Annotated in this window: 12 protein-coding genes; 5 read left to right on the top strand and 7 right to left on the bottom strand. The window is 34.3% G+C overall.

Annotated features, from left to right (window positions below):
• Nucleotides 1-9 precede the first annotated feature (9 nt).
• Nucleotides 10-1,515 carry a NapC/NirT family cytochrome c gene (locus L3049_RS20170; RefSeq protein WP_275111643.1) on the bottom strand — a complete coding sequence of 502 codons (1,506 nt, stop codon included), beginning with the start codon at nt 1,513-1,515 and terminating at the stop codon, nt 10-12.
• A gap of 369 nt (nt 1,516-1,884) precedes the next feature.
• Here L3049_RS20170 and L3049_RS20165 point away from each other — a divergent pair, with 369 nt between their 5' ends.
• Together L3049_RS20165 and L3049_RS20160 are read left to right on the top strand one after the other, a co-directional pair.
• Complete coding sequence (locus tag L3049_RS20165) at nt 1,885-3,054, top strand: adenylate kinase (protein ID WP_275111642.1); 1,170 nt, start codon at nt 1,885-1,887, stop codon at nt 3,052-3,054.
• 40 nt (nt 3,055-3,094) lie between these two features.
• Nucleotides 3,095-3,463 carry a putative zinc-binding protein gene (locus tag L3049_RS20160; protein WP_275111641.1) on the top strand — a complete coding sequence of 123 codons (369 nt, stop codon included), beginning with the start codon at nt 3,095-3,097 and terminating at the stop codon, nt 3,461-3,463.
• 82 nt (nt 3,464-3,545) lie between these two features.
• Here the strand turns inward: L3049_RS20160 and L3049_RS20155 are convergent, their stop codons facing one another.
• Nucleotides 3,546-5,915 (bottom strand): ABC transporter permease, encoded by a 2,370-nt coding sequence (locus tag L3049_RS20155; protein WP_275111640.1) that lies wholly within the window; start codon nt 5,913-5,915, stop codon nt 3,546-3,548.
• Nucleotides 5,916-5,960: 45 nt separating this feature from the next.
• Nucleotides 5,961-6,665 carry an ABC transporter ATP-binding protein gene (locus L3049_RS20150; protein WP_275111639.1) on the bottom strand — a complete coding sequence of 235 codons (705 nt, stop codon included), beginning with the start codon at nt 6,663-6,665 and terminating at the stop codon, nt 5,961-5,963.
• Between the two features lie 178 nt (nt 6,666-6,843).
• Here L3049_RS20150 and L3049_RS20145 point away from each other — a divergent pair, with 178 nt between their 5' ends.
• From L3049_RS20145 to L3049_RS20135, 3 genes are read left to right on the top strand one after another with little or no spacing between them, the layout of a single operon-like run.
• Nucleotides 6,844-8,214 carry a sigma-54-dependent transcriptional regulator gene (locus L3049_RS20145; RefSeq protein WP_275111638.1) on the top strand — a complete coding sequence of 457 codons (1,371 nt, stop codon included), beginning with the start codon at nt 6,844-6,846 and terminating at the stop codon, nt 8,212-8,214.
• Nucleotides 8,204-9,553, top strand: coding sequence for a sensor histidine kinase (locus tag L3049_RS20140; protein WP_275111637.1), 1,350 nt, complete (start codon nt 8,204-8,206; stop codon nt 9,551-9,553). The genes L3049_RS20145 and L3049_RS20140 overlap by 11 nt, the downstream gene beginning before the upstream one ends.
• A 51-nt stretch (nt 9,554-9,604) precedes the next feature.
• Nucleotides 9,605-10,117, top strand: coding sequence for a hypothetical protein (locus L3049_RS20135; RefSeq protein WP_275111636.1), 513 nt, complete (start codon nt 9,605-9,607; stop codon nt 10,115-10,117).
• 18 nt (nt 10,118-10,135) lie between these two features.
• Here L3049_RS20135 and L3049_RS20130 read toward each other — a convergent pair whose 3' ends face one another.
• From L3049_RS20130 to asnA, 4 genes are all read right to left on the bottom strand, one after another.
• Nucleotides 10,136-10,507, bottom strand: coding sequence for a DUF3795 domain-containing protein (locus tag L3049_RS20130; protein WP_275111635.1), 372 nt, complete (start codon nt 10,505-10,507; stop codon nt 10,136-10,138).
• A 232-nt stretch (nt 10,508-10,739) separates the two neighbouring features.
• Entirely contained in the window at nt 10,740-10,952 is a 213-nt protein-coding gene (locus L3049_RS20125) for a YgaP family membrane protein (protein ID WP_275111634.1), read from the bottom strand.
• Nucleotides 10,953-10,973: 21 nt separating this feature from the next.
• Complete coding sequence (locus tag L3049_RS20120; RefSeq protein WP_275111633.1) at nt 10,974-11,498, bottom strand: SRPBCC family protein; 525 nt, start codon at nt 11,496-11,498, stop codon at nt 10,974-10,976.
• A gap of 115 nt (nt 11,499-11,613) precedes the next feature.
• Nucleotides 11,614-12,651, bottom strand: a complete 1,038-nt coding sequence (gene asnA, locus L3049_RS20115) for an aspartate--ammonia ligase (RefSeq protein WP_275111632.1) — start codon at nt 12,649-12,651, stop codon at nt 11,614-11,616.
• Nucleotides 12,652-13,055 lie beyond the last annotated feature (404 nt).

Below are 13,055 nucleotides of genomic sequence, written 5' to 3'. Positions count from 1 at the left end.
ATTTGAATTTTAAGGATATAAATAGGCATGGCAATCAACACAGGAATAATCTTTCCAATCGGTACCAATATCAACAGGATGAACAAATTCCATATTTTGATTTGGGAAGGCCATTTGTAAAGAATCTGGCGTGCCTTGTACGGTAATAGAATGACAGAGATTGCAATCTTTTGAAATGACTCTTCCATCTTTACTGGTGTGGTTATCATCGTGGCAACGAAAACATCCTTGTGATTCCATATGGCTTTTGTGATCGGGATAAACATCCCAGCGTACTTTCATTTCTGGAAATGTATTCTCATGATAAGCGGTTTTAATGCCTTCAATTGCTTTTGCAATAGCTGTATTAAATTGTGTTGCGATATCGGGATAGCTTTCTTTATAAAAATTGAGAATCACTTGTTCTATAAGTAAGTTGGCACTATCTTTTGTCGAATAAGTGTCCTTTAATGCTTCCATAGCAGCAAATTTAATGTATGGAATTTTAGGATCAATTTCCTGTTTTGCCATGAATACATCTATATAATCAGGTGGAGATAAATAACCATGAGAAGGTCGATTGTGACAATCCATACAGTCCATTTCGTGTAGTTTAGCATCTGCGTAAAATGCACTGTCTGGCGGCATCATTTGATCTTCAAAAATATGTTCTTCTCCGGTTTCAGTATTGGTGTATTTTACCCACTGAATGTATTCTGACTTTTCATCGGCCGACATAAATTCAATTTTGATATTTGGATTGATATGCCAATGAATGCCTTCCGATAATTTTTGCGTGTGATGATCGGGACCAATTTTCATGGTCAATTGAATATTCCATTCTGTATTGTTTTCATCAGCCAAGAAATGGATTTGATTCTTGATTCGCTTAGGATAAAACTTTTCTGGCCAATGGCAATGTTCACAGGTTTCTCTAGCTGGACGTAAATTAGCGAGTGGTGTTGGTATCGGTCGTGGAAAATTGTCCACAGTAACAGCATAAACCTGATACAAGCCACTTAATTTTGAACGCATATACCAATCGGCACCTTCTCCAACATGGCATTCTACACAAGCAACTTTAGCATGTGCTGATTTTTTATAAGTGGCATATTCTGGTTCCATTACCGAATGACAAAGTGTTCCACAAAACTCTACAGACTCACTATAAACAAAGGCTTCGTAACTACCTACCGAGGATAGAAAGAGAAATATAAAACTAATGATAACAAATAGCGAGAATGCATTCCTATGTTTTTGGTCATTCAAATCAACACGAGGCCACTTCATATCTTCAGCAATAAACATTTGTTTATTTTTTCTTCTAATCTGAATGAGCATTCCTATTGGAATTAGAATTAAGCCAATAATTAGAAATGCAGGCAATACCAAATAAATTATTAAGCCCATGTAAGAACTTCCCTGATTGAAAAGAACAGAGATTACAAAAAAGAAGACAATTAGGAAAAATGTGATTGATGCTATGCTAGCTCCTAATATTGAAGTCCAATTGTAAAACGATTTAGGTAATTTCATATCGATAGTTTTATATGTATTTATAATTTATGGAAAAGGAAGCTAAAAGTCCAGTCAGTCAGCTTGTTTAAAAGCTTTCTTATTTATGATGATTGGATTTTATTTTTTCGCAATTTTTATTAAATCCCGCTGAATTGTTCTTATTGTGGGCATTTGAAGCTTTGTAGATATTCGATTTAATTGCAAATTGCAATGAGTAATCGATACTTGTCGGTCGTAACTCGTTGAATACGACCAAATTTTGATTTTCGTTTCACCTTGTGTAGAAGTTGAGTTTAGGTAAAATTAGAAGTGTAATTATTATGTGTCAATAAGACATTATTAGTATCTTATTGCTATTGTTATAATGATTCTCAAAAACCTTATCATATGCTAAACATTGCTTTATTTGGCCCACCAGGTGCAGGAAAAGGAACTCAATCTGAATTTCTGATAAACAAATACAATCTTTTCTATATCTCAACTGGAGATCTGTTGCGGAAAGAATTGAAGGAAGAAACGAAGCTTGGTCTTGAAGCTAAGAGCATCATTGCTTCGGGAGGATTGGTTTCCGATGAAATAATTGTCCAGATTATCGAGAAAACAATTACGGAGAATCCAGATTCTAATGGATTCCTTTTCGATGGATTTCCTCGAACCTATATTCAAGCCTATATTTTAGAGGGATTAATGATCAAATTGAATACCTCTTTAAATTGTTTGATCAGTCTAGAAGTAGATGAAGAAGTTTCGGTGCAAAGATTGCTCAACAGAGGAAAGACTTCAGGCCGAGCAGACGATAATGAAGTGGTGATTCGTAATCGCTTGAAAGAATACAATGATAAAACATTGCCTGTTCTGCAGTTTTATAAAGACAAAGGAATTTATTTTGAAGTAAAGGGAGATGATTCTATTGAGGAAGTAAATGCTAATATTCAAGGAATTATTAAGGAAGAATTAAACAAGAGTCTTTTCAATTTGGTATTGTTTGGATATCCAGGATCGGGAAGAGGATCGCAAGGAATTGCCTTGGCGAAAAAATACGATCTAGAATATGTGGCAACAGGGCAGATGCTTGATCATGAAATTCAGATTGGATCGGATATTGGCAAGCGAATCATCGAATTGTATGAGAATGGAGAATTAGTGCCCGACGAAATTGTTGTTCAGTTGATTGAAAAAAAGATTGCCAATTCGAATGGTGTTAAAGGCTTTATTTTTAAGGGCTTTCCGCGAACATTGGTTCAATCCTATATTCTCGATGGACTTTTGAAAAAGCATGGTTCTTCCATTTCTCAAATTATAGAAATTGAGGTGCCAACCTTAGAATTGATTAGCCGATTGGATGAGAGAAGTAAAACTGATCGGTGCATGCCCTACGATAATGATACCTCTAAAATTGTGAAAAGACTTCAGGAACATGAAGTAAAAACAGTGCCAGTAATCGAAAAGTACAATCAATTGCATGGAGTTAAGAAAATTGATGGAGTAGGAGAATTTAATGCTGTTTTTGATCGAATATCTAGTGAATTAGAATCAGTATTAAAGCATTTAAGGTAATGACTTTAGTTAGAAAATAATTTTATTAAAAATGTACATCATGGAAAGTAAATCTAGTGGATGTGATGCGAGGAGCAGTAATGTAGTTTTTGCTTGCTCTGGTGCTGCCGATGTAGGTGAGTTAACAGATTTGGTAGCTAGAAAAATGAATAAGGATAAAGTGGCTCAAATGAAGTGTCTGGCTTTTGTTGGAGCTGGTATTCCAAAAATGATTGAGTCGGTAAAAGGAGCTAAGATATTGATGATTGATGGTTGCGATTTGGATTGCGGTAAAATTGTGATGCAGAAGAATGGTTTATCTGATTTTACGCATTTACGACTTAGCGACATTGGTTACAAAAAAGGAAGCTCTGCTCCTGAAAAACAACGAACCGATGCGATTTACAAAGTTGCATGTTCTCTTTTGTAACGGATATCTATTATGAAATTTAATGGCATTAAAAATATATCCCCAATCATATTAGATCGGGGATTATTTTATGAAGTTAAAATTATTCGCTTCTTAAAGAATCAACGGGATTCTGATTAGCTGCCTTCCAAGTTTGCCCACCAACAACCAACAAGGCAAATAGTGCTGTTACCAAGCCTGCTAATACAAATGGCAAAGGAGTAATGCTGATATGGTAAGCAAATTGTTGGAGCCAATGATTCATGATGTACCAAGCTATCGGTACTCCAATAAGGAATGCAATGGTTATCCACTTTAAAAAAGTCGAGAATAAAAGAGAAGTAATTTGGATTATACTTGCTCCAGTTACCTTTCTAATACCAATTTCTTTGGTTCGCTTCTGAACCATGAATAAGGTAAGAGAGTATAAGCCAAGTAAGGCTAATAAAATTGATAAAATAGATGAAAAGGTAGTAAGCGTTTGCGATCTTTCTTCTTGATGATATTTATTTCGAAAAATATCATCAATAAATAAATGATAATTCACTCTTTCAGGATCAATCGTTTTAAATTGATCTTTGATTTTTACGAGTAAATCTGTCATATTTCTAGTCTTAACTTTTAGAAGTACAAATTGTATGTTTAGATTGTGACTAAAACAAGAAAACATTAAGGGAGCTATTTCTTCTCGTAAAGAAGAGTAATGGAAATCTTTAACAATGCCTTGAATCTCATATTTATCTTCATGAAACCAAACAAATTGACCTAAAGGATCATCAATTCCCAAACTTTTAGCCGCAGCTTCATTTAAAATAATACTTTTGCAACTGTCAACTTGATTCTCAGTAAACTCATGTCCCTCTAAGAATTTTATTCCAAGCGTTTTAAAATAATCGGGTCTCACACGATATTCATCATAGTTTTTTGTTGCTTCCACATCTGTGCCATATAGTCGGAATATTTGGCCACTTGCTCCACCTCCTGGCATATGCAGGCTTGCACTAACAAGGGAGACTTCAGGAATTTTCAACAATTCATCTTTGATAGAAGAATAGGCTATTCTTTGTGTTTTACTCAAATTATTGATGGCAATAACTTGTTCTGTTTCTACACCTAAGTCTACATTTTTCATGTAGTTAATTTGGTCTTGTGATATGAGAATAGCAGTTAGCAAAACAAAAGAAGCTGTGAATTGAAAAATGACTAATGCGCGCGACAATAGATTGTTGTTTTGATTATTTTGCAGCGTACCTTTAATTATTGCAGCTGGTGTGTACTTTGTAATGGTGATTGCTGGGTACAAACCAGAGATGAGGCCAACTAAAATTGCCATAAAGGGTAGTCCAATAAAAAGTAGTGGGTTGGAGAGATATTCAATTTTTAATTCTCGATTCATTAAATTTCCAAAAAATGGCATCAAAGTTTCAGAAATAATCAAGCCAAAAAGGAGCGCAATGGAAGACATTAGAATCGTTCGACCTAAAAAATCTTTAATTAAATCGTTTCGTTCTGCACCAATTGCCTTTTTTATGCCAATTTGATTCAACTTATTGTCGTATTGAACGGTTATAATATTGATGAAATTGATAATTGCAATCAGCAATATTAATATGGCTAAAAGAATATGAACATAGATTGTATTTATGTTTCCAGCTTCCTTGAATTCAGGATTGTAATCAGATCGTAAATGAACATCTTTTAAGGTTTGTACATATGATCCAGTTTTTTCACCATAGTAACCAAAAGCATCATCGAGCATTTTGCTGTACTTATTTTCTATTTTTAGAAGTGCATCTTCCTTATTGATATCTTGCTTTAAAAGTATGTAGGTATAGTATTCAAGGCTCCGATGCCCAGCTTGCCTAGGGAACCCAGAGAAGGGTAATAACATGTCGAAATCGTAGCTAGAAGTTAAAGGAATGTCTTCGACAACAGCACTTACAGTGTATAAATTACCAAACATTTCGAACTCTTTCCCTCCTGCATTGGTCGTTCCAAATAGCTTTAATGCAGTGGATTTATTAATGACAAACTCATTCGGGTTTGAAAGTAAATGTGTGGTTCGTCCTGATATTGGTTTTAGACTAAAAACTCTATGGAAATTTGTATCAACATAAATACATTTGATTTGAGTGAAATTTTTATCCCCAACCTTTGCATTTTGTCTATATCCTCTTAATATTTGAGTGATTTCTTCAATTTCTGGGATTTCATTAGAAAAATTTTCATTCGTTAGTCGAAGTCCAATTTCGTAAGGAGTTAAATCTTTGCCTGTATCATCTAACAATGATATCAGCTTAAAAATTCTTTCGTGTTTAGTATTGAATTTATCGTAGCTCAATTCATGCTGTACGTAAATGGAAATAAGAATTACAGCAGCCATTCCAATAGCTAATCCAAAAATATTTATAATGGAGTTTATTTTATCATTCGCTAAACTCCTAAGCGATAATTTAAGCTTGTACCAAAGCATATTGTTAATTTTATTTGGGCGATTAAATGTACTTAGTTTTTATGATTATGAAGATTGCAAAACACGTGTTTTTTGTTCCCTTTTATTCTCCGATACAATTTTACCATCGAACAAATTGATTACTCGATCAGCATATTCCGAATCTTTTTGAGAATGAGTAACCATTACAATTGTAGTTCCTTCATCATGTAATTCCGATAACAATTGCATTACTTCACTACCATTAATCGAATCAAGATTTCCTGTCGGCTCATCGGCAAGTATTAACTTTGGTTTGCTTACAACAGCTCGGGCTATTGCAACTCTTTGTTGTTGTCCTCCCGACAATTGTTGAGGGTAGTGCATTGCTCTGTGCGCAATATTCATTCGGTTTAGGACCAGATCAACTTCTTTTTTTCTTATTGATTTTGACAAACCCATATAGATTAAAGGGAGTTCTACATTTTCAAAAACACTTAGCTCGTCAATTAAGTTGAAACTTTGAAAAATGAAACCTATATTTCCTTTTCTGTGTTTTGTTCGCTGCTTTTCGCTGTGCATCGTTAAATCATTATCGTTAAAAATATAATGACCCGAACTCGGGTTATCCAGTAGTCCAATAATGTTTAAAAGGGTTGATTTTCCGCATCCAGACGGCCCCATGATCGCAACAAATTCTCCTTTTTTTATGTGGATATTAACCTCTTTTAATGCAGAGGTTTCAATTTCTTCAGTTCTGAATATTTTGGCTAAGTCTTTTGTAACAATCATTATCTATTGTGATTTTGGTTCGGTACCATTTAGCCAAGTATTGTGCCAAAGAATAAAGCTTCATAAGATCAATGGGTTAGGAGTGATTGGGTGTTTTAAGTGTTGGATTTTCCGACACTGTATGTCGATAATTACAACAATATGATTACATTCACTTAGGAATTTAAATCTGATAAGAATGGCAGGAAAAGGAAGGCTTTTAATAATTGATGACAATGCAGAGCTTTTGTTCGCATTGCAATTATTTCTTAACACTCACTTCGAAAAAATAGACACCATAAAAAATCCAAACTTGTTGCTATCAAAACTGGAAGAACAGGAGTATGATGTTTATTTATTGGATATGAATTTTAAGGCAGGTGTTAATTCAGGCAATGAAGGTTTGTATTGGATGAATCGAATTTTGGAATTTGATTCGAATGCCTGCGTGATTTTAATTACTGCTTATGGAGATGTTGAATTGGCCGTGAAAGCCATGAAAGAAGGAGCGGTTGATTTTATTCAGAAATCTTGGGATGAGAGTAAAATACTATCGACGCTTTTGTCAGCTGTTAAGTTGCGAAAATCGAAACTAGAAGTGAAAGGTCTGAAGGAGAAACAGAAGCAGATCAATCATCAGATCAATAAGAATATCAACTTTGTAAAAGGTGAATCTGAAGCCATGACACAAGTTTTTAGAACGGTGGATAAGGTTGCGAAAACGGATGCGAATGTTCTAATTATTGGGGAGAACGGTACTGGAAAAGAATTAATTGCACGAGAAATACATTTGCAATCTACTCGAAAAGACGAAGTTTTTGTGAGTGTAGATCTTGGATCTTTAAGTGAAAGCTTGTTTGAAAGTGAACTTTTCGGTTCAAAAAAAGGTGCTTTTACCGATGCCAAAGAGGATCGAATAGGAAGGTTTGAATTGGCATCTGGAGGAAGCTTATTTTTAGATGAAATAGGGAATATACCGTTAAATTTGCAGGCGAAATTGCTAACGGCGATTCAAAACAAGCAAATAATACCTTTAGGAGGTAACAGCCCAATCAATGTTGATGTTCGAATTGTGGTCGCTACCAATAGCAATCTCTTTCAAATGGTTGCTGATGGTTTGTTTCGAGAAGATTTGCTGTATCGTTTGAATACCATTGTTATCGATATACCATCGCTTAAGGATAGATCTGAAGATATACCCGAATTGGTTGATTTTTTCTTGAATAAATATGCTAAATTATACAAGAGAGAAGAATTGACTTTCGATAAGTCAGCACTCAAAAAAATGGGTCAATATTCATGGCCTGGAAACATTCGTGAATTGGAACATGTGATTGAAAAATCAGTTATTCTTGCCGATACAAATAAAGTGGGAGCTACGGATGTTTTGATTGGTGATGACAATCAGATTTCGAAAAAAATTGTTGAAAGTTTGAATTTAAATGAGAATGAAAAGTTTCTAATAGAGAAAGCAATTAAGCATACTGGTGGGAATATGAGTCTTGCGGCGAAGGAGTTAGGAATAAACCGGTCTACTTTGTACGATAAATTAAAAAGGTATGATTTATAAAAAATTCTACATTTGGATCATAGTCCAAGTTATTCTTCTGGCTATTACACCCGTTCTGTTTTTGCTTGTGCAATCGAAAGATTATATGGTCGTTACAACCTATAGCTTGGCCGCTTTGTGGATTTTGCAAATGGTATACTTGATCTACTATATCAATAAAACCAACCGAGATTTAGCTCGTTTTTTTAATGCTTTTCAATACCAAGATGCTTCCCTAGTTTTTAATGAGCATCAAAATGAGAAAGCTTTTCAGAATTTACACCAGAGCTTCAATGGAATTATAAATGCTTTTGGCAAAGTGAAAATAGAGAAGGAAAAAGATTTTGTCTTTTTTCAGCATACTTTAGATCTTGTTGGAATTGGTTTGCTTGCATTCGATCACAAAGGGGATGTGAAGCTTTGTAACAATGCTTTTAAAGAGCTTTTTTTGGTAAAAGATTTTGCAAATATTAGTGAGCTGGAATCAATTGAGAAGTCATTTCCAGATTTTTTAAATCGCATTAAATCTGGAAGGCAAAAATTGGGAAAGTACTTGGTGAAAAATCGTATTTTGAAATTAGCAGTTAAGTCTGTCGACTTTAGGTTAGAGAATGAGCAGCTCAAAGTAGTTGCTTTTCAGGATATCAAAAATGCAATTGACAAAGGTGAAATGGACGCCATGCATAGGCTTATTCGTGTTTTTGCACACGAAATTTTAAACTCCGTGAGTCCGATCTCCATGCTTTCTGGCAGTTTAATCGAATTGTACGAGAAGAATGGTGATCAGCCATGTAAGGAAGCATTAAGTGAAGGAGCCATTTCGAATACTTTAATGGGCTTGCAAACAATTCGTAAAAGGAGCAAAGGTTTAATGGCATTTGTAGATGAATACAAGAACTTAACACAACTACCCAAGCCACATTTCGAGTTAATTTCGGTTGAAAAATTGTTTCTCCACATTGAAACCCTATTTGCCGAGGAGTTTAAATTAGAAAATATTGATTTCACATATCACCTGCAAGACAAGGAGCAAGAATTGATTGCTGATGAAAAGCTGATTACTCAAGTCCTAATTAATTTAATTAGAAATTCGATCGAGGCATTGAAGGGTACGGAATCTAAAAGTTTATCCATATCAACGGGAGAAGCTAATCCAGTTAATTTCATTATTGTACGAGATAATGGTGCTGGAATTTCTGACGAGTTGATCGAGAATGTTTTTACACCTTTTTTTACAACAAAGGAAAATGGATCGGGTATTGGCTTAAACTTGTCAAGACAGATTCTTCGATTGCATGGAGGAACCATGTCAGTGAGATCAAAACCGAATAGATTAACTGAGTTTTCACTGCAATTTTGAAATTTTATTTCGTCTAGCGCATTTCGTAACTTTAGGATAAAAGGATGCCTTATGATGCAGATTAAATCTCCTGTTGAAATAACGAAACTATTACTTTCTAATAACCTAGAGGAAAGAGAAAGAGGATATCAAGCATTTTTAGGGAGAACTCATTGGGTTGAAGGCAATACAACGGCTAATTTATGTAATTTGGCTTGTTTCCAATTCAGACTTAATCCTAAACATGTAAAAGTTAATCCACCAAGAATGTTTTCTCCAGCCTTACTTTGGGCAAGTCAAACCCAACTAGAGCAGGAAAAGATTAACATGGTGTATGCTGCTCATGATTATATAGAGGAAAAAGGAGAGGAGTTTCCGCCTATTATCGTTTGGGATTTATTTCAAGAGAAAAAAGTGCGTTTTATTGTGCATGATGGTCATCATCGTTCTTGGTATTTTCATGAACAAAATAAACCAATTGAGGTTGCGGTTTTAAAGCCTATTTCGAATTATAAAATAGTCGAGAAATGTTTAGCACATGCTTTTCAAATTAGAACACTTGCTATAAACCTCCCCATTTTTTAATGCAGAAAAAAAGCTGGATTATCCAGCCTTATTTTGTCGATTTAAATTGTCTAAATTAATCCTTGTAATTTTCTTATCCAATCTCTGAAATAGATCTTCCAATTTATTACAAGGATAATCAGCACATTCGGCACATGTGTCATAAAGTTTCTCACGTGCACAAGCTCTTACTTGGCATTCTTGGCAATGGCGAAATTTTTTGCCCCAAGGTTCGTGACATCCTTTGCATGTAATTTCGCAAGCATCGTAATGATGATCTTGGTCTGACCAAAGCTCTGCGATCTTTATACGAACCTTTTCTTGCCCTTTTTGAGTTGCAACATAAGCAGGACATGTTGAACAATTAATCCCGCAGTATGCTATTCTTTCTTTCTCCTGTATTCTTCTCATCCCCTTCTGTCTTTTTAGCTGTTGTTTTCATTCTAATTGCAGAATTATATCTTTAAATATAAGCAAGAAATTCATGTTTTTCAAGCTGATTTAGGCTTAATGATTTTAAATTATAATGATTCGTAATCTTGTCATGAGAAGAGCACAGAATGGGTAATTATTTTCGACTAAAGGGCATAAAAAAACCTCAAAGAAGAAATTTTTGAGGTTTTTTATTAAAAATAAAATCAGTTTATTTCTGTTCTTTCATTTTACAAGTGTTAATTCCTAAAAGATTATAGGGAGGGCAGCTTCCCATAAGACTAGTTAGAAACATTACACATGCAAAAATAAGTACAACAAGACCAATTGTTCCGGTAATTGTATCGGTAAAATAAAGAACAGCCAAAACAATTGCTGCAATTACCCTAAGGATCCGATCAACTTTACCCATGTTTTTTTTCATTCTTATTAATTTTAGTTGATTTTATTTTTCGATATAAGCTTTAAAGCTAGATAATCCTTTTTCAAAATCAGGCCCCATGGCTTTATCCATATCCATAAATACCATCATTAAGGTTGTAGGAAAAGTATTGTTTCCCTTAAATCCCCAAGCTACTTCCGTACCACCTTCAACTTGTTTGATGTTAAAAAAGCCTGTACTTGTTGATTCGAATGGCTTTAGAAAACGAAGTTCTGTTTCAATGTAAGAGTTAGGAGTAATTGTAGTTATTTCTTGTTCGCCTTCACCAACTTCTTTGTTGCCAATCCAGTGGCTTACCGATCCTTTTTGACCATCAATTCCTTTATAAGTCACGATCATTTTTGGATCTTTTGCGCCCCATGGTGACCATATTTGCTGCTCCTTAAGGGAACAAAGACTTTTAAAAACGGTATCAATATTTTCAGATACTACAAGTTTTCTTTCTACATGATAGGTTTTAGGCGCGATTACATGAAGTATGGCTACAATTATAGCAAGCGCAGCTAGAATGTACAGTAATTTTTTCATTGTGTTGTAAATTGGTTAGTGATGTAATAAAGATAACCAATTTTAATATTACATTAAAAAGATGCATTCAAAAAGAGCCCTAGGAAAGTAGGACTCTTTTATATAAACCTTTTTTTTAAAGGAATATGATACCAGATTTTTTGCAAGTATCTCTTAATTCATCAGGCCATATGCTCGATTGTACTTCTCCAATATGGGCTTTTCTCAGTAAATACATACAAAGACGAGATTGACCAATGCCACCTCCAATAGAGTAAGGTAATTCTCCAGCAAGAAGTTTCTTGTGAAACATTAATTCTTTTCGTTTTTCTTCACCTTTTATTTCTAACTGTTTTAAGAGAGCACTTTCATCAACTCTAATTCCCATTGATGAAATCTCAAAGGCCTTCTCCAATACGGGATTCCATAATAGTATATCACCATTTAATCCGGAATAACCATTTTTGGTTGGTGTTGTCCAATCATCATAGTCAGGAGCTCTTCCATCATGAGGTTCTCCGTTGGCTAATTCACCACCAATACCAATGATAAATACGGCTTCAAATTCTTTGGTAACGGTAGTTTCTCGTTCTTTTGGGCTTAGCTCAGGATATTGTGCAAGTAGATCTTCGGCATGAATAAAATGAATTTCTTCTGGCAATTGTGGCTGCAAACTTGGGTAGTATTCACTTAAGAGATATTCAGTTCTTTTTAGAGATGAATATATTTGCTTTACTGTTCTTTTTAGTAAATCAAGCTTTCGCTCTTCTTTACGGATTGATTTTTCCCAGTCCCACTGGTCTACATAAATGGAGTGAAGGTTGGTGAAATCTTCGTCAGGACGAAGTGCATTCATATCTGTGTACAAGCCTTTACCTATCGGAATTTGTAATTCGCCTAACATGTATCTCTTCCATTTTGCAAGCGAATGAACAACTTCTGCAGTTGAGTCATTTAGGCCTTTAATTGGGAATGCAACTGGTCGTTCAATGCCATTTAAATCATCATTTAATCCTGTTCCTTTCATTACAATCATAGGTGCAGTTACTCGTCTCAGTTTTAATTCTGAGGAGAGCTGAAGCTGAAATTGGTCTTTTATAAATTTGATTGCTTTTTCTGTAGTGTCTGGATCAATAACACTTTGATAACCCTTAGGGATAATTAAATTCTTCATTTTTTAAAATTTTGGTTTGATAGAAAAAAGTTGAAATAAAAAAGCCTCTCTCGTTTGACGAGAAAGGCTGTATAATGTATATAACAATATCCTTTCTCACCCTGGAGGAGAATTATTATTGTTGTTGTTATTATTTAAAGTTGTGTTCATATTGATATAAAAAAAAAGCCTCCCCGAATTGGGAAGGCTTAATAATTGAATATTTTAATTTATTCTATAAGCTTCCCATTGTCAACGAATTATTATTCATTGAATTATTGAAAAGATTATTTGAATTAAATATTTGTCTCATTGTTATTGTGTTTCTAAAGGCTAAAGTAATGGTTTTATTCAAAGAAACAAAAAAAGTTTTGTGAGAGTAGTTTTAATTTTTGGAAAGATACATGGTTAAATTTTGTCTTGTT

This window comes from Labilibaculum sp. DW002 (genome assembly GCF_029029525.1).
GTDB classification, from domain to species: Bacteria; Bacteroidota; Bacteroidia; order Bacteroidales; family Marinifilaceae; genus Paralabilibaculum; species Paralabilibaculum antarcticum.
The sequence above is the reverse complement of the archived record's forward strand: the minus strand, read 5'-3'. Positions and strand labels throughout refer to the sequence as shown.

What these genes read in the sequence shown, in the direction of transcription:
- L3049_RS20170 (WP_275111643.1), bottom strand. Translation starts at nt 1,515, where the DNA reads ATGAAATTACCTAAATCGTTTTACAATTGGACTTCAATATTAGGAGCT.
- L3049_RS20160 (WP_275111641.1), top strand. Translation starts at nt 3,095, where the DNA reads ATGGAAAGTAAATCTAGTGGATGTGATGCGAGGAGCAGTAATGTAGTT.
- L3049_RS20125 (WP_275111634.1), bottom strand. Translation starts at nt 10,952, where the DNA reads ATGAAAAAAAACATGGGTAAAGTTGATCGGATCCTTAGGGTAATTGCA.
- L3049_RS20165 (WP_275111642.1), top strand. Translation starts at nt 1,885, where the DNA reads ATGCTAAACATTGCTTTATTTGGCCCACCAGGTGCAGGAAAAGGAACT.
- L3049_RS20140 (WP_275111637.1), top strand. Translation starts at nt 8,204, where the DNA reads ATGATTTATAAAAAATTCTACATTTGGATCATAGTCCAAGTTATTCTT.
- L3049_RS20135 (WP_275111636.1), top strand. Translation starts at nt 9,605, where the DNA reads ATGATGCAGATTAAATCTCCTGTTGAAATAACGAAACTATTACTTTCT.
- asnA (WP_275111632.1), bottom strand. Translation starts at nt 12,651, where the DNA reads ATGAAGAATTTAATTATCCCTAAGGGTTATCAAAGTGTTATTGATCCA.
- L3049_RS20120 (WP_275111633.1), bottom strand. Translation starts at nt 11,498, where the DNA reads ATGAAAAAATTACTGTACATTCTAGCTGCGCTTGCTATAATTGTAGCC.
- L3049_RS20155 (WP_275111640.1), bottom strand. Translation starts at nt 5,915, where the DNA reads ATGCTTTGGTACAAGCTTAAATTATCGCTTAGGAGTTTAGCGAATGAT.
- L3049_RS20150 (WP_275111639.1), bottom strand. Translation starts at nt 6,665, where the DNA reads ATGATTGTTACAAAAGACTTAGCCAAAATATTCAGAACTGAAGAAATT.
- L3049_RS20145 (WP_275111638.1), top strand. Translation starts at nt 6,844, where the DNA reads ATGGCAGGAAAAGGAAGGCTTTTAATAATTGATGACAATGCAGAGCTT.
- L3049_RS20130 (WP_275111635.1), bottom strand. Translation starts at nt 10,507, where the DNA reads ATGAGAAGAATACAGGAGAAAGAAAGAATAGCATACTGCGGGATTAAT.